Here is a 22,240-nt window from a genome sequence, read left to right as displayed (position 1 = left end):
TCACTCTTAACAGTAGGATTGAATTTATTTATGCTTATTTTTTTGCTTTTAGCTATTTAGTTCATAATATTCAAGCTATGGACGGTGCTTATTCTTTTTGTTTGAATGGAGTGTTAATTAACTTCCCAAATGACTACCTTTAGAGAAAGAATTAATTCACATCTCCCGATAGTGCTTCAGTTGTTAAGCACTGCATCCTTGGTTGTGATCGCTCTGTCTGCTATTTGTGGATCTCAATCATTGAAGAAATTGTCTTCTGCCCATGAAATGCCTAGCTTGGCAGAAGTGCATCACGATCACTAATGTTCTGACTTTATAAACTGTATCTCAGGGCTTATATAAGCCCTTTCTTTTTGTCCTGATTTTATAGGAAGGATAATTGGTCGCCATTAGATTTGTTCACTGGCTCGGCTATCCATTCTTCTGGGTCCCATTTAGTCATTAGCGGTTTTAAAGCTTTAAGATCTTGAGCGTTTTTGACTGAAGAGATCCATTCTTCTTCTAGCCCATTTGGAATAATTACGGGCATACGGTTATGAAATTTTTTGACTAAATCATTTGGCTCGGTCGTTAGCACACAACAGCTGTCTAGTTCACAACCTTCTTTAGACATCCATCTATTCCAAAGTCCACCTAACCAGAAAGTTTGAGAATCTTTTCTTCCAATTATGTGACCTTTTTCTATAAATCCACTAGCTGGTATTAAACATCTCTTATGCCTCCAGCTTGCACGAAATAGCTTCTTCTCTTCAACACTTTCTGATCTCGCATTAAATGGCTTTGGCCTTATGTTGTCAAAAGGGTCTTTATTCCACGCAGATATAAATCCCCAAAGCATTATGGATGTTTGTGTCTTGCCTTCATTCTTAAGAACAAGAATTGGAGAACCTGGTTTGATTAATATTTGTGGTTCATAATTTTCACTCAATCCCTTTGGCACATCTTTTTTTAAAAGATCAGGTAAATTTATGAATTTTGTTAATAGCTGATATCTTCCGCACATACCATTAATCCTTCAGACGCGTTTTGATAAGAATCATTTTTAAAACTATTAGCATTTTTAAAATAATGGCAAAGTTCCTTGTTTAATTTCTTTTTGAGTTGAATTTCCTGAAAATAGTATTTTCGAATATTGATCTGCGTAGGCGCAGTTCTTGCATGAAGGATTGGATTCTGGAATCTCTGACTGATTCATTAGTGCCACCATTTCATCTAGTCGTCTCTCTATCCAATCATTGCGCCATTTGTAGGGAACAAGATATTCATCAAAACGCATAGTCTTATTAAATTCATCTTCATCCCTTTTTGCATTGCAAACTAGAAAATAAGATATTGGATGAACACTAAACCCCATCCCCGAGAGCAAGTAAGCATAAAAATCCATTTGAATCTTATAGTTCTGGTGAAATGGATCTTCTAAATAATCTTTCTTATCAACTCGTCCGTTTTTAGCTTGTGATTTGTAATCCACAATTATTAATTGTCTTGTAATTGTGTCTTGCCAGATATCGTCTACACCTCCAGTCAAAATTATTCCGGTATCCTTGTAACGATGCATCAGTCCTCGATGAAGTGAGTTTCTCCAGTTATCTATTTCAGGATGATCAAATGGAACAACATGAGATAGTCCATTAGATGAAAATATTCTGTGTGGTATCTGCTTCTGTCTGCAATCGTCAAATTCTTTTTTGAGTAATAGGTCAGTCGTTTCGTTGAGAGTCCAACCTGGTGTCCCTGGAGGATCAAGTCCTTTTATCCTGTCGAGATAAAAGCACCTTTGACAGGTTAGAAAATTTGAGAATCGACCCCTACTAATTTTGAAAGCTTCTTTTTGATTTGGTTTATAAAGAGAAGATTTACGACTTCGAAGCCCTGTAGCTTCAATTGGTTCTTTTTTGCTATTTCTTTTGAGATCAATCATTTTTAGTCACATAAAGATTTCAACTGGCTTTATTCGATAAATTTAATTTCTTTAGCGCAATTGTTTTTACTATCAATTAACAGATTTAGAACCTTTTTACTTAATTGGGAAGGATTTTTCAATTAATCGTTTTTAAACCTTTATAAGCTTCTTTTCCGAAGTATTAGCCAAGGACCAACTTTTGTAGTTCGCAAATTCAGTCAAACAACAAAAGTTTTCCACAGCTTCTATGTCCTTAATAATTACGAAATTGCTCTGTTGTAGGTTTTCCAATAAAAAAGACCCTAGGTATGGTGTCCTACGGGTCTGGATGATGGGGATACTATTTCTAACCCTATTTCCCATATAAATCAACCCCCCCCTACGGATGGTGTCTATTTAAGCGTGGGATAAAGCATATGGTGTTTTAATGTTGCCTAATCTGATTGATTTGATTATTATTTTTGAAAGCTGGGTGATGGGGATCCTTCAGCAGTGTTTGCCCTCATGTGATGAGGGCTTTTTTATTGTTTTCTTTAATTTTGTTGGATTTATCCGTTAATTATTTTTAATAAGCTTTATCTCCATGAAATTCATCGCGTTTGAGCACCTTGTCTGCTTAATTTTTGGTATTACAAGTCACAAATATTGGCTGTTTTCATATAGATGACTTGACAATGCCTATCGATTCTTGCTAGTACATGTGTACTGCTATAGATGAATGACTCCCTCTGCTTCCCCATATGCTGTCTTTAAGGCTGATGAATTGGTATCTGTCGTAGCTCACCCTATTGGTATTGGTCAATGTCTACAACGCACCCCAAAGAAACTTGCACCGATCACATCTTCGATCAAGAAGAACAGTGTCATTACTTTGAGAAAAGGATTCTCAATAAAATATGTTCAACTTGCGTTTGCATGACATGACAACATTTCAATTATTCCAGAGGCAAACATTGCAGATCAATTCTTTAATGTCATATTCGTCGTCGTCTTTTTCCTCATGGAGATCATTTGATTTCACGTTTTCATCTCTGGATACTGCAACGAGAGAGAGGGACTGGTTGGTGTCAAGAGGTAGCCTGAAACTTTAATAGATCAATTTGCTTATTAGTGTTCGTACGCCATCTTTGATCAGTATATGAGGTCTATTCGCTTTGTTGACTAGCATTGTTTTTGTATTAGTTTTTGGCTTTTCTCTCGCCCATTTGATATGGCTTTATAGTCAAGTTCGAATTATTTGATGGTGTCACTTTAATTGATATTGATAGTTATATGAAAATTTAGTAGTCGATTAAGCATTGACTATTGAATTTAATACCCTATATGTGATAGATGTATTAAGAAAGTAATTATTGAGTTATGTCTCAGTTATCCATCAAAGTTAGTGCTAAAGGTGATGCCTTGATTGCTACCTTGCAAAAGGAGATCTTTAACAGACGTCGTAAGAAGGTTACTGCTTCTCAAGTCGTTGAAACCCTTGTTGAAAGCGGTGCTAAATCTCAGTCTGATAAACGTTACGCAGCTTCTTGGAAAAACCTAATTAAAGATATCGAAAAAGCAGCTAAAGTTTCTGAGGTCCATGGAAATAAGCCAGCAAATATTAGCGCTGATGAATGGGCTTTAATTCTTTCTCATCGCACACGTAAAGGCTCTGCACCAAAAGCTGCTGCAGCAAAAAAAACCACAGCTAAAAAAGCAGTAGCTAAAAAGTCAGTAGCTAAAAAGGCTTCAGCAAAGAAAGCAGTAGCTAAAAAGCCAGTAGCTAAAAAGGCTACAGCCAAAGCTAAAGCTGATGTTTCTGCAGTTGTTAAGCCAAGTGCTGGTAGACCTGCTAGACGTGCACGCAAAGCCAGAAAAGCACCTGAAGCTGCTAAATAAAGCTCAACCAGACCGTCAGGCGGCATGAGAGGTTCAATGCCTTTCACTGGTATTTTGGTAGATATCTTGTTTAAATTTGTTTGGATCTGTTTGCTCAGGTAGGCCTCTTTCCTTAATCAGTAACTATTAAACCTGCATTGCATAGAGCGTTGAATACTTTTTTTTTGCGCCCCATTGTTTTTTCTGTTGGCTGAAGCATATCAAGTATGGACGCAATACAACTTATTTCATAGGAACCCTGGGAAATGAGTGCTGCATCACATATTTCATTATTAGCAATTACAGGTTTGATACCAGTGAATTTCAATTTCTGAATTGATGCTTTTAAAACTTGCTCGAGATATTCTAGTTGTTCGTTATTCAATGTCTTTCTGTCAACATAATCCATTAAAACTAATGAGGACGTCATTTCTAAATCTACAAAAAACTAATTTGACTACTTTTTAGAAATATTATGATCTCTTTGGATTTTCTATCTCTTAGTTGTCTTTTTTATTCATATCGGCTTTATATGCATTGAGAGCCTCTTTAATTCTTCCTGGTGCAAAAGGATTTTTACCTTTTGCTTCTTTCTTTGCTTCTTGCCATGCATTGTCGATTTCTTTCTTTGCTATCGGATCGTTATTGAAATTTGTGTATAGCTTCATCAGATACCAAGTGCTTAAAACTAATAGTCCAAGACCTAATAAATACATGAGACTGTCTCGATAATTACGACAATCTAACCAATTGAATGGAAATTGCGCCTATAAATAAAAAAAATACGTATTCGCCATGCCACTTATCGTAGATCCTTCTAAAGATACGAGTAATGGAGTTGGGAAGATTTTTAGAACAATCAATATCACACTTGCCATCGCATTACCTTTATCAGCAATTTTGGTGACTATCTTTTGGGGCTTAAAACATGGTTTCAGTAGTTTCATTTGATTTCAATGGAGACATCATTTTTTATCCAAATAAAGTTTTAATGAGTTGAACAAATAATTTGATACTCCCAAAAAAGATGCCACCATAAATAAATCCTGCCAGGCCAGAAGCCCAGTCATTGAAGAATTTCCATGAAATGATTATCACGAGGATTCCAAGTAAGAGTGAATAAGTAGCCATTATTTTGTTATCTCTTTCAAGAGACGCTTTGTGAAAAAGTTTAGAGGTCGGTATACCTAACTTTTGAGTAGTAGCAACCGAAGTGAGTTGTATTTACCGAATCAATTTCTACGGTATGCCTCATCCCTAACTCAATTACTTTAGGACAGAGTAGTTGTGTACTCCGAAAGAAAAGTTATGTACACTTCACTCTTCGATACTTTTTTCTCTGATTCTTTAATTGCACCTACCAGAACTGTTTATGTGGTTTCTGATAGTCAGCTTGAAGAGCTTAAGCGTAATCAACGTCAAGAGGAACTCGACGACATCGAAGACACCAGAAAAAGACTAGAAGAGAGCTATAAAGCTCGTATTAAAGTTCTTGATGAACGTCAAAATGAGATAAAAAAGGAACTTAAGGTTTTGTCTCCAACAAAGGTTAAGACTGCCCGTAATAAGAAGTAACTGTTAGTTGGTCTGAAGAATGTGTTTCTTAGCATCTCCACTATTTAAGTGGAGGTGCTTTTTTTTTCTAGATTTTCAAAAGATTTTTCTCAATGCATTGCTTTGCACCTAAATCTATGAAAGTGTTAATTGTCTAGATTCTTTTTTTGGCTTTCTTCAAGTGTCTTGTTACCTTCTTTGAGGGTGGTTGTGACCCACCAAACTGAAATTCCTGTAATAGCGATGCCTAATGTCATTATTGAAATTATTGATGAAGTCACTTGTTATAACCCTTAATTGCTTGGGTTGATTTTGCTTTTTTAAGCAGCTCATCAGATGTCAAAAATTGAGTTTCCCAGATTAAAAATTTTTTAATTTATGACTCTAAAATAATTTAAAAGAAAAATGAGGATAAATTCCCTTGCAATAGGCCTTCTTGATGGTTTATACCGAGATTAATTGAAGAGGAAAACTATGAAACTTCAAACTTCATTTAGTGTCCCCAGAGAAAATATGGGTGACATAGGTAGAAAACACGAGGCGGTCAAAAGAGGAATGAATGCGATCGCATCATACTGGGAGAGAGAGTGTGCTTTAAATCCTTCCTCACCTGCATGTCTGATTTTTGAGGACTAGTAGTTGAAAGAAAAATAAGGAAATATACTTTCCTTGAGCAATAGTTATTCTTTTACTTCTCAATGAAAAGTGTTATAAAAACTTGTTATGGATTATTTCTTTCCCTATTTTTAGTAGTTTGTTTTTGCTTCCAGTCAGTTAAAGCACAGCCGGTGTTAATGACAACGGATGTTGATATTGAAAATGATCAAGGCTCAATGGATACAAAAAGTATTGATGATCTATTAGGGCCAGATACAAATTTCCCATTTGATCCAGCAAATCATAGAGATGGATCTAATCCGATTAAAAGGATTGGCAAAATAAGCGACGATAATTTGTAAATACGTACTTTTTTATTTTTTAAGCAAAAGTTCTAAACGTTTTTTTTGGTCTTCAAGAGATTCGGTCTTTTCATTTCTTTTTGCCTCCATTCTATTTTTTATTGACTCATCAGCTTGTCTTGCGATAATTGCCTTCCTAAGTAACACAAGGATTGTGATCACAGCAAATAAAAGTGCAAGTGAACCCAATGGAACTATTGTTGCGCTCATTTCTTCTATTAGTAATTACAGGCGTTATATAAACGATTAGCTTTCTGCTGATCCTCACATTTTTTTAGTTTCGTCTCTAATTCTTCCATCTCCTTTTGTGCCTGATTGATTAATTCCAATGACCATTGCCAGTTTCGCTCATTGCAATGTTGTTTTGCAGAATCCCAGTTCATGGTTGGATTACTTTGATAATGGATGATTTGGTCGAGCAGAACTCTTTATGACTCCTAGAGAATAACAAGCTTATTAACTAATTATTGTGTTTTTATCTTCTTTATGAAAATCTTATTTGAATGAATTTTTAGGCTTATGAGGTGAAACCCAACCTTAAACCTCATTTTGACTCTGCCTCACTTAGGCTCGAGATAAAATTATTTATTCTATGGAAACAGCTTTTGCTTGGAGCCTTTGCCTTTCTGCCGTTGTTGTTTTGCTTTCAATTGGGCCACTAACTTATGGCCGAGTCAAAGCTGGATATTCGGCTGAGAATATGAGTGCTCCAAGGGCTTTGTTTGACGAGCTCCCCGATTTTGGTAAAAGAGCTGTTTGGTGTCATCAAAATAGTTGGGAGAGCATAACCCTTCACGCTCCTGCATGTTTGCTATGTCTGATTGCTGGTGTTGCGTCTCCTGTGGCCGTAATAGCTGCGTGGGTTCACCCTATTGTGAGGTTTATCTATATCGGTGCTTATGTTGGCGATATTCCTCCTGCTAGAGGACTTTGTTGGGCATCGGGCCTTTTATGTTCAACTCTTTTGTATAAAGAGGGGTTAACTGCTTTGCTTTCTTCTTAATTGATCAACGATTAAACTTCTTGGCTTGCCAGTCTTAACAGGATTTAATCGATCAAGTACAACTGCTACTGCTGTAAACCAAGAACTTCCCTCTGGAATATTGGTTTGATTACAAATATGTTTTGGAGCTAGTTCAAGGGACATATTCGTATCGATTTCATTGATTACCTGTTGATAATGTTTTTCTAAAAGGTCTAGATCCTCTTTATCGAGAATGTTGCCTGAACAATACCAATCTAGTGATGTTTTCCAATCCATTATCAGATGTTACGTCTATTGTTTGATAATGTCCCATGCTTCTGAAGCACTATCGGCGTATTGAAAGAGATTCATGTGTTCATCAGAGATAAGTCCGTGATCGCAAAGGAATTGAAAGTTGATCACTTTTGACCAATAATCTCGACCAAATAGAATAATTGGAATTTGTGTTTTCATTCCTGTTTGACGAAGAGTTAGTAATTCGAAGAGTTCATCAAATGTTCCAAATCCCCCAGGAAAAAAAACAGCTGCAACTGATCGCATCACAAAATGAAATTTTCTTAAGGCGAAATAATTAAATTTGAAGCAAAGCCCAGGAGTGATATAAGCATTGGGATGTTGTTCGTTTGGGAGACTTATATTTAAACCTATGGATTTACAGTCGGCATCAAAAGCGCCTCGATTAGCAGCCTCCATAATCCCTGGGCCGCCACCAGTGACAATTACATGTGAATTGCAGTGTTCTTTTTGGTTTTGTCTGGAGACAATCTTTGCGAATTCTCTGGCCGAATCGTAGTAATGAGATATCGATTGTAAATTCTTTAGACGTGTTATTTCTCTCTGTAAATTAGATAATCTTGGATCTTTGGTGAGAGAGTTCTTAGCTAGTTCAAGTCTGTTATCTATCGAGCTTTTATCGGTAAGGCTCGCTCCTCCAAAGACGATGATTGTTGATAAAATATTCTGTTCTTCTAGGATTTTTTCTGGTTTATTAATTTCTAGAAGCATTCGCACTCCTCTCATTTCATCACTATTGAGTAACTCTCTATCTTCATGGGCTAATTGGTAATTGTTCGAACTAATAATTAATTCAAGGTTTTTCCTAACTAGTTCTTGATCGTCACTTCTTTTTTGGGTACTCATCAAAATATGCCTCCTTAAGTTTTAATGCGGTAAGGAATTAGATCAATTCATCCATTCATGTGAAATGAATAGTGAAGTGGCTGATGCCATTATCTACATTCCCATTGCTCTTCTAAGTTTTGTCGCCTCGTCCATTCCCTCCATGATTGTGAAAGTAGAATTAACTGTCGCGGCTGTACGTAGCTTTGATAGCTCTTGATATTCACTAGATTCATAAGCTTCTACTGCTATTCGCATTGATGGGAATTCACAAATGACGGCTAGGTTAGAATCTTCAGTTTTTTCTTTTCCTATTGGGTCTGTATCTTTCGCAAATACCTCCCCACCATTTTCTTTGAGCCATGGCCCAACTTTTTCGACATATTCATTAAATAATTCTTGATTAATAACCTTTGAAGTTGAGATCCAGTACCCTTTGGCTCCTTTCTTATCCATTACCTTTTAATCAATTATGAATTTAGGATAGATCAGACTTAGCTCAAAAAATAATTTTCAAATCAATGGCCTATAAGTCTCAATAATTTATTTCCATAGACTTCTTTGTTTTAAAAGATCTTCGATATTAGGCCATGCTGCAATTAGTTCCTTTAGGGCTTGTCTATTGGGAGTGTATAAGACACATGAGAAGGCACTTATGACATAAAAGATAAACCACAATTTGTTGATTGAGTAAACAGAGACAAAGGAGAAGATAAAACTACCAATGAATACAAAAAAGAGTGATCGATTTATCACTTCAAGTGGAGATCTTCTTAATCGTCTAAGCAATCTTTTTGTAGATTTTGTGTTTGAGAATCTTTGTGCCTCTATTTCTGCTTCTTTGAGTAGTCTTTCATTTTCTTGATCCAAGATTTCGTTTGATCTGACAATATCCTCTATCTCTTGACTGGATAAGTTATCTAGAGGCTCTGAGTCTTTTTTTATTGCTGCCATTAGTTCAACAAACTTAATAGTTAGATAGTTATCTGTATCTACCTTACTAAAGCGAATGTTTGCCTTTTGATTAATTGCCTAGACCAGGTGGAAAAGGAAAAACTTGTTCATCCCCAAAAATATCCTCCATACTCAACTCTTCACTTTGTGACTCCATTCCTACAGCTTCTTCTTCGAATTCCATTCCCATTTCATATGAGTCACCTTCCCCATAATCCTCTGGTGGAACCCAGCCTTGTATTACAGCCTCAGCACTATTCAATCCAGAGAAAGCAATGAATACGAATAAAACTAATTTGATTAGAAAATTTTTCATATACCCATGCTCTCATTACTTGGGCTAATGCTTGATCAGAAGGTTGATTAGCTTTAGGACTTGTAAAAATAGCTTTTGAATTGTCTTCTTTTAGATTTACGCTTTTCTTTTTCTTAATAGCAACTGATTTTTAATTGGCATTTTGTCTGACAGGTCTCATCATCCCGCCTCCATCATCATCGTCATCTCCAAAACCAAAAAATAGCCAGGTAATTGCGAATACTGCTAATGCTCCTGATAGCGTCAATGCTTGTAACTCGTTCAAAGCTTTGCGGCTAATTTTCTACGACCTTAACCTCTATTTTGTTTTTTTGTTGATGAGGAGTGCTTTCTTTCTGGTTATATTGTCGAAACTTAATTTGATTACTAATGGAAGAATTAGCCAAAAGAGTGGAAGAACTTGAGCGTCGAGTCCAGCATTTAGAAGCAGTGCTGCAATACCAAGCAAGAAAAAACAAATAATCTCTGTTGCCATCTAACCAATACTTGGAATGTCAAAAGGAAGTTTGTCTTCCAGCACTACTAGGTATTTTTGGACTGCAGGAATACGAAGAAGCGCTAATGGAAGAACAATATTCAGAACAATCCATGCTCCTCCAACTAATGGAGCCCATTTACCAGCTTTTTTTATAAAGCTCATTCCTTTCTCTTTCTCTGGAGACTGATTCATTTTTTCTATCTATTAGTTAGATCTTAGCGAGACCTCAAACTTACTATTTTTGATCAGGTTAAGTGGAAATGCAATGGGCATTAAGGCTGATTGCGTTGAGGTGCGAATAGAGCAAAGATACGTTTGTTGAGCTCAGAGGCACCATTGATGGTCGACACTCCACCTGAGTATTTAAGAGAAGCGAACTGAATTCTGGTTCCTGCTCCAACATTCTCAATGAATAAGTAGGCTATTCGTCTGATGCGACAAGGATCAATGATATAGGTGCGTCAATTCAGTCGAAGCTCCTCTGCATCGTTTAGGTGCCCTAACGGAGTATAAAAGCCTTTCTACTAGACACTTGGCCCCAGGCCACCAAAATCCAGAAGCTTCTACAAAAGAATCGGTAAAGGAAAAGGGCCCCCTGAGGCCCTTTTAAAATGTCTAATTAAATGAGTTTTACTCTTTCTACGGTTTCCCTACCAAAGACGTACGGTCCTACAAAGGTATTGAGGAGAGGGAGAATTTAGTATTGATGTACGTCAGGCAATCAATTGAATTGGTCCCCAATTGATTGGCTTCTGGGGGGGAGCACTGACGTTTTTTATTCAAAGAAACAACCTTCTAAAGCTCAGTATAAAAAGAAGGTTGTCCTGAGAAGTTCAAAAAATATAAGAACAAATTAATATTAGCCGTGTAGGAATAATTACTTAAAATACCTATTTTTTATTTTCTCTAAAGATTAGTTGCCATCGCAATCTTCATCTTTTGGCAACTGAAGCCATCCACTTGTCCACTTTGAGTACGTTTTTAATTCCGACCATGGAACTCTTATAAGAATTTCGTTGTTGTTAACTGGAAATAGTTCTACCCATCGTTCATCTTTTTTGCCTCCATAGCTTTTGACTTCAAAATGTCGATAACCTTCTCTTTTTACGGCTGAGGTCCAAGCTGCATTCGGTGGCCATCTCATTTTGTTTCCTCTTTTCTTCAAGCCTTCTCACTTATTTCACTTTAGTCTAAATTTATACACTTAAACCTTTTTTATGTTTTATATTTTTGTAAATTTATCATAATTAATCTAAAAAGATTGCAGTTGCAGATAACTCTTTTCTCTCTTTTGGGTCTGTATATGTGTTTTCGTATTGCCTAACATATATAGGTGTAAATATTACCAAGATTAAAATTATTAGAAAATATTTTAATTGTTTTCTACTCAACTTCTTATTAAGTACTTGATTGATCTAATGATTGGTTTTCAACCAGCCATCAATTCTATTATTGCTCTTAAATATACCGCTTTGGAATAATAATCGTATATGTATATTCTGAATTAGATTTTTGTCAATTGCCTCATATCAATATGTATTGATCAATGTCAGTGCCTTTGCGTCCTATGCTTTCATTGCTTTTACGTGGCAGACCTTTGATGAGCTTTGCTAAGAAGAGTCTTCTTCTTTCCTCTTTGATTATTCTTGGCTCAAGTGGAAGTGCCTTTGCGGGTGCTCGACTCAGCGGAGCCGGCGCCTCCTTTCCCGCTAAAATCTACACTCGATGGTTCTCTGACTTAGCTAAAGAGCGTGGACCTCGTGTTAACTATCAAGCTGTTGGTTCAGGTTCTGGCCGTAAAGCTTTCATTGATGAAACCGTTAATTTCGGTGCGTCTGATGATCCGATGAAAGCAACAGATATTGCAAAAGTTACGCGTGGATTAGTTCAAATCCCTATGGTTGGTGGCACTATTGCCTTTGGTTATAACTACGATTGCGATCTTAAACTTACTCAAGAGCAAGCTGTTCGTGTTGCTATGGGTAAAATTACAAACTGGAAAGAGGTTGGTTGTCCTGAAGGAAAACTAACTTGGGCGCATCGTTCTGATGGCTCGGGTACTACGAAGGCTTTTACAAATTCTATGCAAGCTTTCTCAAAGACCTGGACTCTGGGTACAGGTAAATCTGTCGCCTGGCCTGCTGGTGTTGGTGGTAAAGGTAATGCTGGTGTCGCTGGCGTTATTCGAAACACTCCTGGTGCAATTGGTTATGTAAACCAGTCATATATAAGAGGTGAAATCAAAGCAGCCGCTCTCCAAAATTTATCAGGAGAGTTCTTGCAGCCAACTACTGAGGCTGGTGCGATTGCTCTTAATGGAATACAACTAGATAAAAATCTAGCCGGAAAAAATCCTAACCCTAAGGCCAAAGGTGCATACCCAATCGCAACCCTTACATGGATTCTTGCTTACGAAACTGGTAATGGTAGAAACACTGATGCCATTAAAGATTCACTTAACTACCTATTAAGTAATAAAGCCCAGGCTAAGGCTCCTTCTCTTGGCTTTGTTCCTCTAAAAGGTAATCTTCTTTTCAAGTCTCGCGCTGCTGTGAAGCGTATTGGTAAGTAAATTAATTCCTTATAAATTAAAAAGGAGGCAATAGCCTCCTTTTTAATGTCTGTTTTTGTTAGCCAGTCACTTCCTAACTTAAGCTAAAAAAAAGATCTTTAATCTGAAAAAAAAGAATCAATGAATAATTTGAAGGAAATAGTTGGATCACCCATTTGGTGGGTTCCAGTTTCACTACTAGTTTTATTTATTTCGATTGAGGGATTACATCTAGCCGAGCATGGTAAAAACTGTAAAACGAAAGCAGCTTGGATGAATGAAGTTGGACTTGAATATGACCGAGAATCAGAGGTTCAGTAGTATTTCACCTGCATGATATTTAATTTATTTTTAATTAATATGGGTTCTTAGGCTTTTTCAATAGCCATAGCAATTGAAACTGATGGTAGTCGTAAACTAGTTAACAATGAGATAAATACAAATAGGCTTGAACACCATAAACATAGTTGCATTCCTATAGAGGCATTGCTCCCAAGCATAAATAGGACACCAGATAAGAGCGTGCCAATTAGTCTCCCTGCAGCATTTGCCATGTAATAGAAGCCTACATTTAGACTTACGTTTTCCTTGTCCGTATAAGCAAGAACCATATATGAATGTATCGATGAGGTCATTGCTAAAATGAATCCAAATGTTATCAATCCAACGGTAATTGCTATTTCTGGATTGCTTTGTCGCCATAGTGCTATTGCTATTAGCGCTGGTATTGCAGTTAAGACAGCGCTCCAGAATTGAACAGAAGAGACTCCTGGAGTTGTTTTATTTCCGCATAAATTTCTTAATGAAGGTGCAAAAGCTTGAATAAAACCATAACCAATTACCCACAATCCCAGGAACCCTCCAATCTCAGAAAAATTCCAATTTAGATACGTTTCAAGAAAAACAGGAAGTGCTACGACGAACCATACGTCTCTTGCCCCAAAGAGAAAAAAACGTGCAAAAGATAGGACGTTGATCCCTTGAGATTTAAAGAATAAGTCTTTAAAGATGGGTTTGCTTTTCATCTTTCCAATATCTCCAGGCAAAATCAATGTCAGTAAAAACGAAACACCTAACCCGATAGCCATTAATTCAACTGCTTTATTAAAACCGAAACTGGTCAGCAACAATCCACCAAGAAAGAAGCCAACTCCTTTTAGTGCATTTTTTGAACCAGTTAAGATGGCTACCCATTTAAATAATTGTTTATTTCCACCTTCTTCTTCTGAGGAGTCTGGAACGACAGTTTTGATGGCACTTTTAGCACTCATCTTATTGAGATCTTTTGCTATACCACTAATTGCTTGAGCAACCATGACATAAAAGACACTCAAAAGTTTCGACCAACCACTTGAAACGGGTATCAATATCAATAAGGCACCGATTTGTAAAAGAGTCCCGACCCAAAGTGTTAGACGTAATCCATATCTTGCTCCTATCCATCCTCCATAGAGATTAGTAATAACGCCAAAGAACTCATAAAAAAGGAATAAGAATCCAATTTCTAATGTTGTATACCCAAGGCCATGAAAGTGAAATATCACTAGCATCCTTAGAGCACCATCTGTCAGTGTGAATGCCCAATAGTTGGTCGTTACGATTCCATATTGTTGCAATGCCGATAATCGCATGTTCTTTTTTTTTATCCATTTCGAGATTTATGATATGGCAAACGAGATCTGCCATTCGACAGCTATACCCCCATTCATTGTCATACCAAATATAGACTTTCAGTTGAGTTTTATTGACCACCATGGTTGAGGGAGCATCAATGATTGAACTTCTTGAGTCATTGACATAATCAATTGAAACAAGTGGTTTTTCTTCGTAACCAAGTATGCCTTTAGTTCTCCTTCAGAAGTTTCTTTGAACACATGATTGACTTCTTCTTCCGTTACCTCTTTATCTAATTCAAATACAGCATCAGTTAAGGATCCATTGAGGAGAGGAACTCGAACTGCATGGCCATTTAATTTTCCTTGTAATTCTGGGAATATCATCCCTATCGCTTTTGCGGAACCTGTTGTTGTTGGAATTAAGCTTTGTGATCCGCTTCTGGCTCTTCTTAAATCCGGCTTAAATGAATCAACGATTACGTATGTATTGGTTAGATCATGGAGTGTTGTAATGCATCCATGCTTAATACCAAAACTTGATTAACAACTGTCACAACGGGAGCCAAGCAATTAGTTGTGCAGGATGCAGCTGTTACTAAGCGATTTTTATTGGGCTCATATAAATCATGATTAATACCGTAGACGATATTTAGAGCATCCTCTCCCTGGATTTTTCCTTTAACTGGACATGCAACGACAACTCTTTTCATCCCAAGAGTATCAAAATATGGATTTAATGTTTGAGAGGTTTTGAATTTTCCTGAGCATTCGAGAATTATCTCTACCCCTGACTCATCCCATGAGACTTTTGCGAAATCACTTTCTTGAGAAAAAGATATTGGTTGACCTTCATTACTCAGGTTGTCTTGGTCGTTGCATATTGCTTTCATCCAACGACCATGAACTGAATCAAATTCAAGTAAATGCGCAGCTCCCTTTGCATCACCAAATGGATCGTTGATATGTGTAATTTCGATGTTTTCTCTACCCCAGAGTGCCCTAAGAACAAGTCTTCCTATTCGACCAAAACCATTAATACCGACACGCATAACCAGTAATTGAGTTAATTTAGTGAATCAATAAAGATAAGATTCCTCATATCAATTTATTTTGATATATAGAGGTTTGTCGATATAAGCCTTTTCTGAAGTTTGTTTTATCATGTGATTATATTTTTCCTTCTGTGATGGCCACAGCGATAAAGAGCAAAGTAGTTCTTGAAAATGCAATGGCCAGGAAATTGCTAAAAGCTTTATCTGATCCATTGCGATTGCAAATCATTGAGTCACTTTCAGGAGGAGAGAGATGTGTTTGTGATTTGATTAATGAAATTGGATTGGCGCAATCGAAAATATCTTTTCATTTAAAAGTTTTAAAAGACGCAGGTTTAATTACCGATAGGCAAACTGGTAGATGGGTTTATTACCAATTGAATATTGACTCATTAAATTCTTTGCAAGATTGGATTGAACTGTTAAAAGAAAGTTCGCAAAAACCATCGCAATCTTGTAAATAAAGCAATCAATTTACATATAGTTTTCAATTGATTTCGCTCTATTCAGAATTGTGCTAATAATTTTTAGGTAATTATTTCTATTAGGTATCAATGGATACTCTTTTATGCTTGGATAGTTATCATATTCTTAATTACATCAAGATTTTTTGATATGAGCAAGAAAATCTCTAAGAAAGCCAGTGCAATCAGAACTATTTCTTTAGCAGTTGGTTCTCTAAGCCTTCTTGTTATTGCTCTTTCTCAAGTTACGGGTAATGAGGCGTGCACAATCAATGCTTATTCGATTGAAAATCAAATAAGACTTTCATGATTTTAGTTTCAATCTGAATATTTATGGTGCCTGATTTTTTAGGTGAATTTTTCAATAGATATTTTTATTACTAGTTTGATCATTTTGGTATCCTTTTCGATTGTTGGATATTTTTACCAACTTCAAATAGCTGTTGGATATGGATTGTTTAACGTGTTGGTACTGTTTATTTGGTCAAAACTCGCATCTCGCTAAACCTTCATTAATGCCGGATTATAAATAAATTATTCTTTGTCTTGTGAAAAATCTACTAATTCCATTATTTTTTTAAATTCCTCCATCTCCTCATCCGAAACAGCTGTTTTCTCCTGAAGTTCTTTTAATAATGCACCTATTTTTCTTTTGATATTTTCTTCGCTCAAAATTTTTTATTTAATAGATAACTAATTATAAATTCAATTAACCCTTAAGCCTGTTAAGAGACGACAAATTTTGTAGTCAACAAGTATCTATTATTTTGGTAGTTAATCAGGCTTGAGCTCCATCTGCTGCACGCATCATCATTCCGCCATCCATGTCATCATCATCGTTGTTGTCCAATATTGCTCTTCCAACCTCATAAAGAAGATAAGTCCCAACAATAATTAGAACAAAAAGGAAACTAAAATCTCCTGAGTTTGAAGAGTATGTCTGAATTTCACCCATAATTAACCTCTGTTAAACAACCCTCTTCTTTTTTGTTGTGGCTTAGCTGCCCTAGTTCCACGTGACTGCTGCATTTCAGCTTTAGTTATTGGCTTGCGATTTTGGAAAGTATCCCAGCCAAGTAAAGCAATAGTTCCAATGGCTCCAAAGAAAAGAACTACTCCCGGTATTAAATCCATCTAGTTGAATTAAGTTCAACAAAGGTAGTTGAATTGTTATTTAGACCGTGGATAAAAAATATTGCTTCAGCTAATAACCCTGATAACTTTTGCTGTGTACGGGTGCCCCCTTTACATTCCTTTACTTTTCCTTTACATTCATGGCCATTATTTGAGTTTAACCTCGTGACTCCAGAAGCAGAAAAGTTTAATGGTTGGATGGCAATGATCGGCTTTATTGCTGCTTTCGGTGCTTACGCAACAACAGGTCAAATCATTCCAGGTATTTTTTAGGTTCTTATATGACTTCTACTAACCCAGTTTCTGATGAATCAATAGATACCACTGATAATCAATTAGAAGGTCAATCTGTTGATCCAACAGGAATCCCTGCTTACAGTTCTGCTTCTAACCAGATCATTACTGAATATGGCAAGCAAAACATGTTTGCTACACAAGTACAAACTCAATTAGTTGAAAACTATACCAGCTATCCTGAAGAAGCGGAAAAGACCAATGGCCGTTGGGCGATGATAGGGATGATTGCTTTACTTGGCGCTTATATCACTACTGGACAAATTATTCCTGGCATATTTTAAAAAGTTTTAGGCAAATCAATCTTCATTTAAATCTAGAGATTTCCCTCTAGATTTTTATGTTCCCTCAATGCATTTCAGCCATTTTTCCAGTTTTGCAAAATAAAAAATTTATAAGCAAAAAAATACCTAAAGCAAACATGTTCGTAGTAATCCCTCCAATGATCTCAGTTTGTGCAGGCACAGTCATTCTTAGGAAATACGATCACTGATCATCCTGATCAATGGCGCGATTGACCCAATTGCAAGTACTGCAAAAATAACAAAAATAATTATTTTTGATTCCCATTTTTCCATGAAAATGGTTTTAGCTTATTAATACTTATATCTGTGGATTTTTTCTAGCTTTCGAAAAAATTAGTTATTAAATATCAACCATTACTTTTAAATAAAAAGATGATCAGTCTTTACCGGAATTTTTACCAAAACCTGGAATAAAAGGAAATGCTTGATCATCTCCAAGGTCTGGGGCAGCACTAGTTTTCGAACCATTCAAGGAATCACTTGATTCTTCTATCACAATCCCCATAGAGTTGTCTTCATTCATATCAGAACCCATTTGCGCAGCTTCTACTGGGTTAAATCCTGAAAATATAGTTGTTGAGGCTAAAAAAATAGACAAAACTAAAAAACTGGCAGCGCTCAATATTTTTTTAAACATGGATTTAAATCAGTTATATACAATCTAACGATGGTGTTCGCCCGATCGCGTTAGGTCTGAATACTCAATTAATGATATTCAGTTAAATAATAGGAGTCGTAGCAATTGTTGAAACTTCTGAGAAGATTGCAACAGCCATAAATATGTAAGGAACTAATTTCATTGTTTTTATGAAGATGTATTAAGCATATATGCTCACCATCTAATCAGTGGTAGTTGATTGTACGGTTCTCGCTCCAACGACCATAAGTAAATTTGTTTGTGGCTATAAAAATATCTGATAACCAATATCAATTGCTGTCACTGCTTTGTTGGATCGCTTTTTTTGCATGATTCTTTAATTGATCAGGTGAAACTGGTGTCATTTTGTTTTTTCCTTCTTTTAAACCTCTTAGTAAAGATGTAATTATTGCCAGTCCTAAAAATGCACCTAACCCCAACCAAAAAATTCTCTCTACTAATAGAGCTGTGGGATTACCAATTGCATCAGTTACTTGTTCCATCTTTTCGATTTGGGAAAAAAATAGGGATCAGAGCATTTTTTCACTAATTTCCATAATCCTTCTTAGAAATTATGTGCAGAAATTCATGGCAAAAAAAAACCCTCAATTTGAGGGAGAAGACACTGAGAGATCCCCATCACCCAGTAATTCGAAAATACTACTCGCTGTGTACATATTACGCAAGCTAATAATTCCAGATATGGGCCTTTTTTTCTGTTTTTTTAATCTTTCCAACACCAGATATGGTAGGGGTTGCAATTTGGTTGAAAAACAGTTAAAAATAAGGTCCCCATCACCCAGGCCCGTAGGACACCATACCTAGGGTCTTTTTTATTGGAATTGCTTTTTATTTAGATCTTGGAGTTATTTAGTGACTCTGAAACTGTGGAAAACCTAAACAGATTGAAGTAATTTTTTTACACAAGTTTCGATTACATAAACATTCACTTCGTGCTAACCGTAACACTAAATATTTTTAGATCAGTTAGGTTTGTGCAAACAATTTTCTGATACATGTCTGAGCTTCAGCTAGTTGACTCATTTCCCATCTGGAAAGCTGTTTTATGGTGTTTCTATCCGATGGCTGCTCTAGTTCTCTTAGAACTAATCTCAAGAGCGCTTCCAGATGATGATGACGATTTCGGTGGAGGAAAGATGATTCCTGCTTACCAACCTGTTCGAGCAAGATAGATTTAATCATTGGTCCACTTCCATATTCAACTCTAGTTGTTATCGATAGTTAAAAAAATAAGTTACAACTAAAAATCTTTTGTTAAGTATATATACTCAATTAGTGAGCTAAGGAATTATGAAAAGCTTGAATTCATTTGTTTTAGATTTCAGTGTAAGCATTCTAGATCGGATCTACGAAGGTAGACCTGTACAACGTTTTTGGGTTCTTGAGGTAATTGCTAGAGCCCCTTATTTTGCATTCTTATCAGTTTTGCATTTACAAGAGTCGCTTGGTCTTAAAACTCCTTTAAGTAACATGCTTATGAAGGCTCATTTTTACCAAGCAATCAATGAAACGGAGCATTTAGAGGAGATGGAATCACGAAGCGGCAATAGATATTGGGTTGATCGATTTCTTGCTAGGCATTTAGTGCTCTTCTATTACTGGGTAATGGTTTTTTATTACTTACTATCTCCATCAAATGCATACGATATCAATATAAAAATTGAAGAGCATGCCTATGAAACATATGCAAAGTATTTAACCGTTAATCCAAATGATCAGAGAATACGTGAAATTGCTCAGGATGAGATTAATCATGCGAACGAATTAAAAGAAGCAATTGCTTTGATAAATTAAGACGCCAACTTTTTGTTGTTATTCATGATGATATTTTTGCTTTATGATTTATAAATTATCTAAAGCAAGCATCTCCAACAACTCTGAGCTTCTCGATACGAGTAAGGTTCTCTCTCTTTAGCAATGTTTTAGGGGAAACAGCCAAGCTTAATTTGATTCTGTTTGGCAATGACTCAACTAATGATTCAATATCTGTTAGATCTTCATTAGAAGATGCAATAACATCTTTTGTGCATTCCCAACCTTTGGTAGTAATGATTTGAGGCCATATAAACCAAAGACCGCTAAATACTCCGAGAATTAAGAAAAAAAGATTTCTAATCATTGTTCAAATTTAATTGAGACTAATCTTTTGATTTGATTCTTTATTTATACCTAAGCAATGTGGTTCCTCAAGACCAGAGACTAGGTTCTGCAGTACTCATGACTGCACCATTTTTTTCAAATATTTCAATGTTTTCTTTTATATGTTTCTCTAAGACACCCTCTAAAGCTTGAACTACTACGATCGCTTTATTAGGATTGTCCTTGCTGACACATTTGAAAATCACCTTTATTCCTTTGGTTGATTTGGCTGGAGCCTCGTCGTTGTCAAACTTTCTGACCCATTCACCGTAAGGTACATTCACATCAAATGTACATACAGTTGTTTCAATCATTAGGTGAGAAATAATGTTGTTTCTTTAATTTAAAAGCTCCTAACTTGCTTGCAATGAACGCATCATATTCTTAGCCCAAACTCAAAAATATATTATCGGTTGTTTTTATATTTTCTGTGTTAGCCGAATTCTCCGTATTCCACTCCACCAAATTATTGAGTTCTTTCGCTGAGCGGGTCGTCTTAGAAAATGCCTGAATCTACTTTAATCTAGGAAGTATTTTGCATATACATCACCGTTTAAGATGCAAAAATCGAATAAAAATATTTTAAGGTTTTCCGGGTATTCATTCCAGGCCAGACTTTTTAACTCTTCAAACTCTTTTTCACAGAGTTTTTTCATATTTGCGTATACGTAAAACCCGTCGTCTAATTCTTTAGGGATATCTTTATTAACGGAGCTTGTTGCTTCATTGGAATCAGTGAAAAATGCTTCCTTAGATGAATCGAAAAATTCAATTTTCTGATGATCAGTTTTACATCCTCTTGCTATTTCTCCGAAAATGCTTATCTGGTCTTGTTTACTTTTTTGTTCATTCGTCATATTGATGTTTTGATTTGAGATAGAAGTTTTGTACCTCAAACTTACTATTTTTGATCAGGTTAAGTGGAAATGCAATGGGCATTAAGGCTGATTGCGTTGAGGTGCGAATAGAGCAAAGATACGTTTGTTGAGCTCAGAGGCACCATTGATGGTCGACACTCCACCTGAGTATTTAAGAGAAGCGAACTGAATTCTGGTTCCTGCTCCAACATTCTCAATGAATAAGTAGGCTATTCGTCTGATGCGACAAGGATCAATGATATAGGTGCGTCAATTCAGTCGAAGCTCCTCTGCATCGTTTAGGTGCCCTAACGGAGTATAAAAGCCTTTCTACTAGACACTTGGCCCCAGGCCACCAAAATCCAGAAGCTTCTACAAAAGAATCGGTAAAGGAAAAGGGCCCCCTGAGGCCCTTTTAAAATGTCTAATTAAATGAGTTTTACTCTTTCTACGGTTTCCCTACCAAAGACGTACGGTCCTACAAAGGTATTGAGGAGAGGGAGAATTTAGTATTGATGTACGTCAGGCAATCAATTGAATTGGTCCCCAATTGATTGGCTTCTGGGGGGGAGCACTGACGTTTTTTATTCAAAGAAACAACCTTCTAAAGCTCAGTATAAAAAAAAGGTTGTCCTGAGAAGTTCAAAAAATATAAGAACAAATTAATATTAGCCGTGTAGGAATAATTACTTAAAATTTATAGCTCGTTAGTATTGTTATTTTGTTTGTGGCATTGATTAGTAATTTTTATGCATGCAATCTTGTTATTATCATTATTTTTATTGACGTATACCGAAAGGTAATTAACCCTATCGGTCTTTACTGCCTCTGAGGCTGATTGGGAGTGGTTAAATTTGCATCTGATTTATTTTTTTTGATGTCTAAAGAAACTTACCAAGAAATTAAGAGAATCAGTGGTGAAGAATTAAAAGAGCTGCTATCTAATTTGGATAATGTTTTTGATCTAGCTACTGGTACCTTATTGGGTGATAGCTCTTTGACTTAAAAAGATTACTAAGTTACTCTTTATTGCTTTTGTCAAGTT

General features: G+C 36.1%; 42 protein-coding genes and 1 pseudogene. 17 read left to right on the top strand and 26 right to left on the bottom strand.

Annotated elements, in window-relative coordinates:
* The first annotated feature begins 129 nt into the window (after positions 1–129).
* Positions 130–303, top strand: a complete 174-nt coding sequence (locus tag AC6EJB_RS02535) for a hypothetical protein (RefSeq protein ID WP_498492150.1) — start codon at positions 130–132, stop codon at positions 301–303.
* A gap of 61 nt (positions 304–364) precedes the next feature.
* Here the strand turns inward: AC6EJB_RS02535 and AC6EJB_RS02530 are convergent, their stop codons facing one another.
* Together AC6EJB_RS02530 and AC6EJB_RS02525 are read right to left on the bottom strand one after the other, a co-directional pair.
* Entirely contained in the window at positions 365–1,003 is a 639-nt protein-coding gene (locus tag AC6EJB_RS02530; protein ID WP_498492149.1) for an SOS response-associated peptidase, read from the bottom strand.
* Between the two features lie 57 nt (positions 1,004–1,060).
* Complete coding sequence (locus AC6EJB_RS02525) at positions 1,061–1,921, bottom strand: PD-(D/E)XK nuclease family protein (RefSeq protein WP_498492148.1); 861 nt, start codon at positions 1,919–1,921, stop codon at positions 1,061–1,063.
* 700 nt (positions 1,922–2,621) lie between these two features.
* On the opposite strand from AC6EJB_RS02525, the gene AC6EJB_RS02520 reads away from it, so the two are divergent.
* The gene (locus AC6EJB_RS02520; RefSeq protein ID WP_498492147.1) at positions 2,622–2,822 is read left to right on the top strand and encodes a hypothetical protein; all 201 of its coding nucleotides are present in this window, start codon (positions 2,622–2,624) and stop codon (positions 2,820–2,822) included.
* A 440-nt stretch (positions 2,823–3,262) separates the two neighbouring features.
* Entirely contained in the window at positions 3,263–3,781 is a 519-nt protein-coding gene (locus AC6EJB_RS02515) for a hypothetical protein (protein WP_498492146.1), read from the top strand.
* Positions 3,782–3,893: 112 nt separating this feature from the next.
* Here AC6EJB_RS02515 and AC6EJB_RS02510 read toward each other — a convergent pair whose 3' ends face one another.
* Positions 3,894–4,190 carry a hypothetical protein gene (locus AC6EJB_RS02510; protein ID WP_498492145.1) on the bottom strand — a complete coding sequence of 99 codons (297 nt, stop codon included), beginning with the start codon at positions 4,188–4,190 and terminating at the stop codon, positions 3,894–3,896.
* Between the two features lie 70 nt (positions 4,191–4,260).
* Entirely contained in the window at positions 4,261–4,476 is a 216-nt protein-coding gene (locus tag AC6EJB_RS02505) for a hypothetical protein (RefSeq protein ID WP_158466695.1), read from the bottom strand.
* Positions 4,477–4,555: 79 nt separating this feature from the next.
* Here AC6EJB_RS02505 and AC6EJB_RS02500 point away from each other — a divergent pair, with 79 nt between their 5' ends.
* Both AC6EJB_RS02500 and AC6EJB_RS02495 read left to right on the top strand, forming a co-directional pair.
* Positions 4,556–4,711: a hypothetical protein gene (locus tag AC6EJB_RS02500; protein ID WP_269605837.1), complete on the top strand. Its 156-nt coding sequence runs from the start codon at positions 4,556–4,558 to the stop codon at positions 4,709–4,711.
* A gap of 357 nt (positions 4,712–5,068) precedes the next feature.
* Complete coding sequence (locus AC6EJB_RS02495) at positions 5,069–5,335, top strand: hypothetical protein (RefSeq protein WP_498492144.1); 267 nt, start codon at positions 5,069–5,071, stop codon at positions 5,333–5,335.
* A gap of 125 nt (positions 5,336–5,460) precedes the next feature.
* On the opposite strand, the gene AC6EJB_RS02490 is transcribed toward AC6EJB_RS02495, so the two are convergent.
* Positions 5,461–5,595, bottom strand: a complete 135-nt coding sequence (locus tag AC6EJB_RS02490; protein WP_498492143.1) for a hypothetical protein — start codon at positions 5,593–5,595, stop codon at positions 5,461–5,463.
* A 193-nt stretch (positions 5,596–5,788) separates the two neighbouring features.
* Here AC6EJB_RS02490 and AC6EJB_RS02485 point away from each other — a divergent pair, with 193 nt between their 5' ends.
* Both AC6EJB_RS02485 and AC6EJB_RS02480 read left to right on the top strand, forming a co-directional pair.
* Positions 5,789–5,950, top strand: coding sequence for a hypothetical protein (locus tag AC6EJB_RS02485; protein WP_498492142.1), 162 nt, complete (start codon positions 5,789–5,791; stop codon positions 5,948–5,950).
* Between the two features lie 158 nt (positions 5,951–6,108).
* The gene (locus AC6EJB_RS02480; RefSeq protein ID WP_498492141.1) at positions 6,109–6,273 is read left to right on the top strand and encodes a hypothetical protein; all 165 of its coding nucleotides are present in this window, start codon (positions 6,109–6,111) and stop codon (positions 6,271–6,273) included.
* A gap of 12 nt (positions 6,274–6,285) precedes the next feature.
* On the opposite strand, the gene AC6EJB_RS02475 is transcribed toward AC6EJB_RS02480, so the two are convergent.
* Positions 6,286–6,483, bottom strand: coding sequence for a hypothetical protein (locus tag AC6EJB_RS02475; RefSeq protein ID WP_498492140.1), 198 nt, complete (start codon positions 6,481–6,483; stop codon positions 6,286–6,288).
* 8 nt (positions 6,484–6,491) lie between these two features.
* Positions 6,492–6,656: a hypothetical protein gene (locus AC6EJB_RS02470; protein WP_498492139.1), complete on the bottom strand. Its 165-nt coding sequence runs from the start codon at positions 6,654–6,656 to the stop codon at positions 6,492–6,494.
* A 209-nt stretch (positions 6,657–6,865) separates the two neighbouring features.
* Here AC6EJB_RS02470 and AC6EJB_RS02465 point away from each other — a divergent pair, with 209 nt between their 5' ends.
* Entirely contained in the window at positions 6,866–7,276 is a 411-nt protein-coding gene (locus AC6EJB_RS02465; protein ID WP_498492138.1) for an MAPEG family protein, read from the top strand.
* Here AC6EJB_RS02465 and AC6EJB_RS02460 read toward each other — a convergent pair.
* From AC6EJB_RS02460 to AC6EJB_RS02420, 9 genes are all read right to left on the bottom strand, one after another.
* Positions 7,253–7,534 carry a hypothetical protein gene (locus AC6EJB_RS02460; RefSeq protein ID WP_498492137.1) on the bottom strand — a complete coding sequence of 94 codons (282 nt, stop codon included), beginning with the start codon at positions 7,532–7,534 and terminating at the stop codon, positions 7,253–7,255. The two genes, AC6EJB_RS02465 and AC6EJB_RS02460, sit on opposite strands and share 24 nt — an antisense overlap.
* A gap of 15 nt (positions 7,535–7,549) precedes the next feature.
* Positions 7,550–8,398, bottom strand: coding sequence for an LOG family protein (locus AC6EJB_RS02455; RefSeq protein ID WP_498492136.1), 849 nt, complete (start codon positions 8,396–8,398; stop codon positions 7,550–7,552).
* Positions 8,399–8,491: 93 nt separating this feature from the next.
* Positions 8,492–8,833, bottom strand: a complete 342-nt coding sequence (locus AC6EJB_RS02450) for a DUF1330 domain-containing protein (RefSeq protein ID WP_498492135.1) — start codon at positions 8,831–8,833, stop codon at positions 8,492–8,494.
* A gap of 87 nt (positions 8,834–8,920) precedes the next feature.
* Positions 8,921–9,331 (bottom strand): DUP family protein, encoded by a 411-nt coding sequence (locus AC6EJB_RS02445; RefSeq protein ID WP_498492134.1) that lies wholly within the window; start codon positions 9,329–9,331, stop codon positions 8,921–8,923.
* A gap of 70 nt (positions 9,332–9,401) precedes the next feature.
* Entirely contained in the window at positions 9,402–9,647 is a 246-nt protein-coding gene (locus AC6EJB_RS02440) for a hypothetical protein (protein ID WP_498492133.1), read from the bottom strand.
* A gap of 130 nt (positions 9,648–9,777) precedes the next feature.
* Positions 9,778–9,912 (bottom strand): hypothetical protein, encoded by a 135-nt coding sequence (locus tag AC6EJB_RS02435; RefSeq protein ID WP_498492132.1) that lies wholly within the window; start codon positions 9,910–9,912, stop codon positions 9,778–9,780.
* Between the two features lie 33 nt (positions 9,913–9,945).
* Positions 9,946–10,122 (bottom strand): hypothetical protein, encoded by a 177-nt coding sequence (locus tag AC6EJB_RS02430; protein ID WP_011294556.1) that lies wholly within the window; start codon positions 10,120–10,122, stop codon positions 9,946–9,948.
* Positions 10,123–10,317 (bottom strand): Signal peptidase I, encoded by a 195-nt coding sequence (locus tag AC6EJB_RS02425; protein WP_498492131.1) that lies wholly within the window; start codon positions 10,315–10,317, stop codon positions 10,123–10,125.
* A 721-nt stretch (positions 10,318–11,038) separates the two neighbouring features.
* Positions 11,039–11,269: a TIGR02450 family Trp-rich protein gene (locus tag AC6EJB_RS02420; RefSeq protein ID WP_011823827.1), complete on the bottom strand. Its 231-nt coding sequence runs from the start codon at positions 11,267–11,269 to the stop codon at positions 11,039–11,041.
* Between the two features lie 456 nt (positions 11,270–11,725).
* Here AC6EJB_RS02420 and pstS point away from each other — a divergent pair, with 456 nt between their 5' ends.
* Together pstS and AC6EJB_RS02410 are read left to right on the top strand one after the other, a co-directional pair.
* The gene (pstS, locus tag AC6EJB_RS02415; protein WP_498492953.1) at positions 11,726–12,697 is read left to right on the top strand and encodes a phosphate ABC transporter substrate-binding protein PstS; all 972 of its coding nucleotides are present in this window, start codon (positions 11,726–11,728) and stop codon (positions 12,695–12,697) included.
* 120 nt (positions 12,698–12,817) lie between these two features.
* Entirely contained in the window at positions 12,818–12,997 is a 180-nt protein-coding gene (locus AC6EJB_RS02410) for a hypothetical protein (protein WP_498492130.1), read from the top strand.
* Between the two features lie 47 nt (positions 12,998–13,044).
* Here AC6EJB_RS02410 and arsJ read toward each other — a convergent pair whose 3' ends face one another.
* Positions 13,045–14,307: an organoarsenical effux MFS transporter ArsJ gene (arsJ, locus tag AC6EJB_RS02405; protein WP_498492129.1), complete on the bottom strand. Its 1,263-nt coding sequence runs from the start codon at positions 14,305–14,307 to the stop codon at positions 13,045–13,047.
* 19 nt (positions 14,308–14,326) lie between these two features.
* Positions 14,327–15,341, bottom strand: a pseudogene (locus tag AC6EJB_RS02400) (ArsJ-associated glyceraldehyde-3-phosphate dehydrogenase); the annotation flags it as partial.
* Positions 15,342–15,478: 137 nt separating this feature from the next.
* Between AC6EJB_RS02400 and AC6EJB_RS02395 the strand changes: the two are divergent.
* Positions 15,479–15,808 carry an ArsR/SmtB family transcription factor gene (locus AC6EJB_RS02395; protein WP_498492128.1) on the top strand — a complete coding sequence of 110 codons (330 nt, stop codon included), beginning with the start codon at positions 15,479–15,481 and terminating at the stop codon, positions 15,806–15,808.
* 151 nt (positions 15,809–15,959) lie between these two features.
* Positions 15,960–16,118: a hypothetical protein gene (locus AC6EJB_RS02390; protein WP_498492127.1), complete on the top strand. Its 159-nt coding sequence runs from the start codon at positions 15,960–15,962 to the stop codon at positions 16,116–16,118.
* A gap of 224 nt (positions 16,119–16,342) precedes the next feature.
* Here the strand turns inward: AC6EJB_RS02390 and AC6EJB_RS02385 are convergent, their stop codons facing one another.
* From AC6EJB_RS02385 to AC6EJB_RS02375, 3 genes are all read right to left on the bottom strand, one after another.
* The gene (locus AC6EJB_RS02385) at positions 16,343–16,480 is read right to left on the bottom strand and encodes a hypothetical protein (RefSeq protein ID WP_498492126.1); all 138 of its coding nucleotides are present in this window, start codon (positions 16,478–16,480) and stop codon (positions 16,343–16,345) included.
* A gap of 106 nt (positions 16,481–16,586) precedes the next feature.
* Positions 16,587–16,763 (bottom strand): hypothetical protein, encoded by a 177-nt coding sequence (locus tag AC6EJB_RS02380; RefSeq protein ID WP_498492125.1) that lies wholly within the window; start codon positions 16,761–16,763, stop codon positions 16,587–16,589.
* A gap of 2 nt (positions 16,764–16,765) precedes the next feature.
* Positions 16,766–16,942: a hypothetical protein gene (locus AC6EJB_RS02375; protein ID WP_498492124.1), complete on the bottom strand. Its 177-nt coding sequence runs from the start codon at positions 16,940–16,942 to the stop codon at positions 16,766–16,768.
* Positions 16,943–17,107: 165 nt separating this feature from the next.
* On the opposite strand from AC6EJB_RS02375, the gene AC6EJB_RS02370 reads away from it, so the two are divergent.
* Complete coding sequence (locus tag AC6EJB_RS02370; RefSeq protein ID WP_011294533.1) at positions 17,108–17,215, top strand: high light inducible protein; 108 nt, start codon at positions 17,108–17,110, stop codon at positions 17,213–17,215.
* 149 nt (positions 17,216–17,364) lie between these two features.
* Complete coding sequence (locus AC6EJB_RS02365) at positions 17,365–17,520, top strand: high light inducible protein (RefSeq protein ID WP_498492951.1); 156 nt, start codon at positions 17,365–17,367, stop codon at positions 17,518–17,520.
* 397 nt (positions 17,521–17,917) lie between these two features.
* On the opposite strand, the gene AC6EJB_RS02360 is transcribed toward AC6EJB_RS02365, so the two are convergent.
* Together AC6EJB_RS02360 and AC6EJB_RS02355 are read right to left on the bottom strand one after the other, a co-directional pair.
* Entirely contained in the window at positions 17,918–18,178 is a 261-nt protein-coding gene (locus AC6EJB_RS02360; protein WP_498492123.1) for a hypothetical protein, read from the bottom strand.
* Positions 18,179–18,468: 290 nt separating this feature from the next.
* Entirely contained in the window at positions 18,469–18,681 is a 213-nt protein-coding gene (locus AC6EJB_RS02355) for a hypothetical protein (RefSeq protein ID WP_498492122.1), read from the bottom strand.
* 513 nt (positions 18,682–19,194) lie between these two features.
* Here AC6EJB_RS02355 and AC6EJB_RS02350 point away from each other — a divergent pair.
* Positions 19,195–19,371, top strand: a complete 177-nt coding sequence (locus tag AC6EJB_RS02350) for a hypothetical protein (RefSeq protein ID WP_498492121.1) — start codon at positions 19,195–19,197, stop codon at positions 19,369–19,371.
* Between the two features lie 118 nt (positions 19,372–19,489).
* Complete coding sequence (locus AC6EJB_RS02345; protein WP_498492120.1) at positions 19,490–19,993, top strand: alternative oxidase; 504 nt, start codon at positions 19,490–19,492, stop codon at positions 19,991–19,993.
* A 55-nt stretch (positions 19,994–20,048) separates the two neighbouring features.
* Here AC6EJB_RS02345 and AC6EJB_RS02340 read toward each other — a convergent pair whose 3' ends face one another.
* The 3 genes from AC6EJB_RS02340 to AC6EJB_RS02330 all read right to left on the bottom strand — a co-directional run bounded on the left by AC6EJB_RS02340 (position 20,049) and on the right by AC6EJB_RS02330 (position 21,195).
* On the bottom strand, positions 20,049–20,318 hold the full coding sequence (locus tag AC6EJB_RS02340; RefSeq protein WP_498492119.1) for a hypothetical protein: 270 nt from the start codon (positions 20,316–20,318) through the stop codon (positions 20,049–20,051).
* Between the two features lie 67 nt (positions 20,319–20,385).
* The gene (locus tag AC6EJB_RS02335; RefSeq protein ID WP_498492118.1) at positions 20,386–20,652 is read right to left on the bottom strand and encodes a DUF3764 family protein; all 267 of its coding nucleotides are present in this window, start codon (positions 20,650–20,652) and stop codon (positions 20,386–20,388) included.
* Positions 20,653–20,856: 204 nt separating this feature from the next.
* Complete coding sequence (locus AC6EJB_RS02330) at positions 20,857–21,195, bottom strand: hypothetical protein (protein WP_498492117.1); 339 nt, start codon at positions 21,193–21,195, stop codon at positions 20,857–20,859.
* A gap of 877 nt (positions 21,196–22,072) precedes the next feature.
* Between AC6EJB_RS02330 and AC6EJB_RS02325 the strand changes: the two genes are divergently transcribed.
* Positions 22,073–22,201 carry a hypothetical protein gene (locus tag AC6EJB_RS02325; protein WP_498492116.1) on the top strand — a complete coding sequence of 43 codons (129 nt, stop codon included), beginning with the start codon at positions 22,073–22,075 and terminating at the stop codon, positions 22,199–22,201.
* Positions 22,202–22,240: the final 39 nt, after the last annotated feature.

This window comes from Prochlorococcus sp. G4PB17 (genome assembly GCF_059772445.1).
The sequence above is the reverse complement of the archived record's forward strand: the minus strand, read 5'-3'. Positions and strand labels throughout refer to the sequence as shown.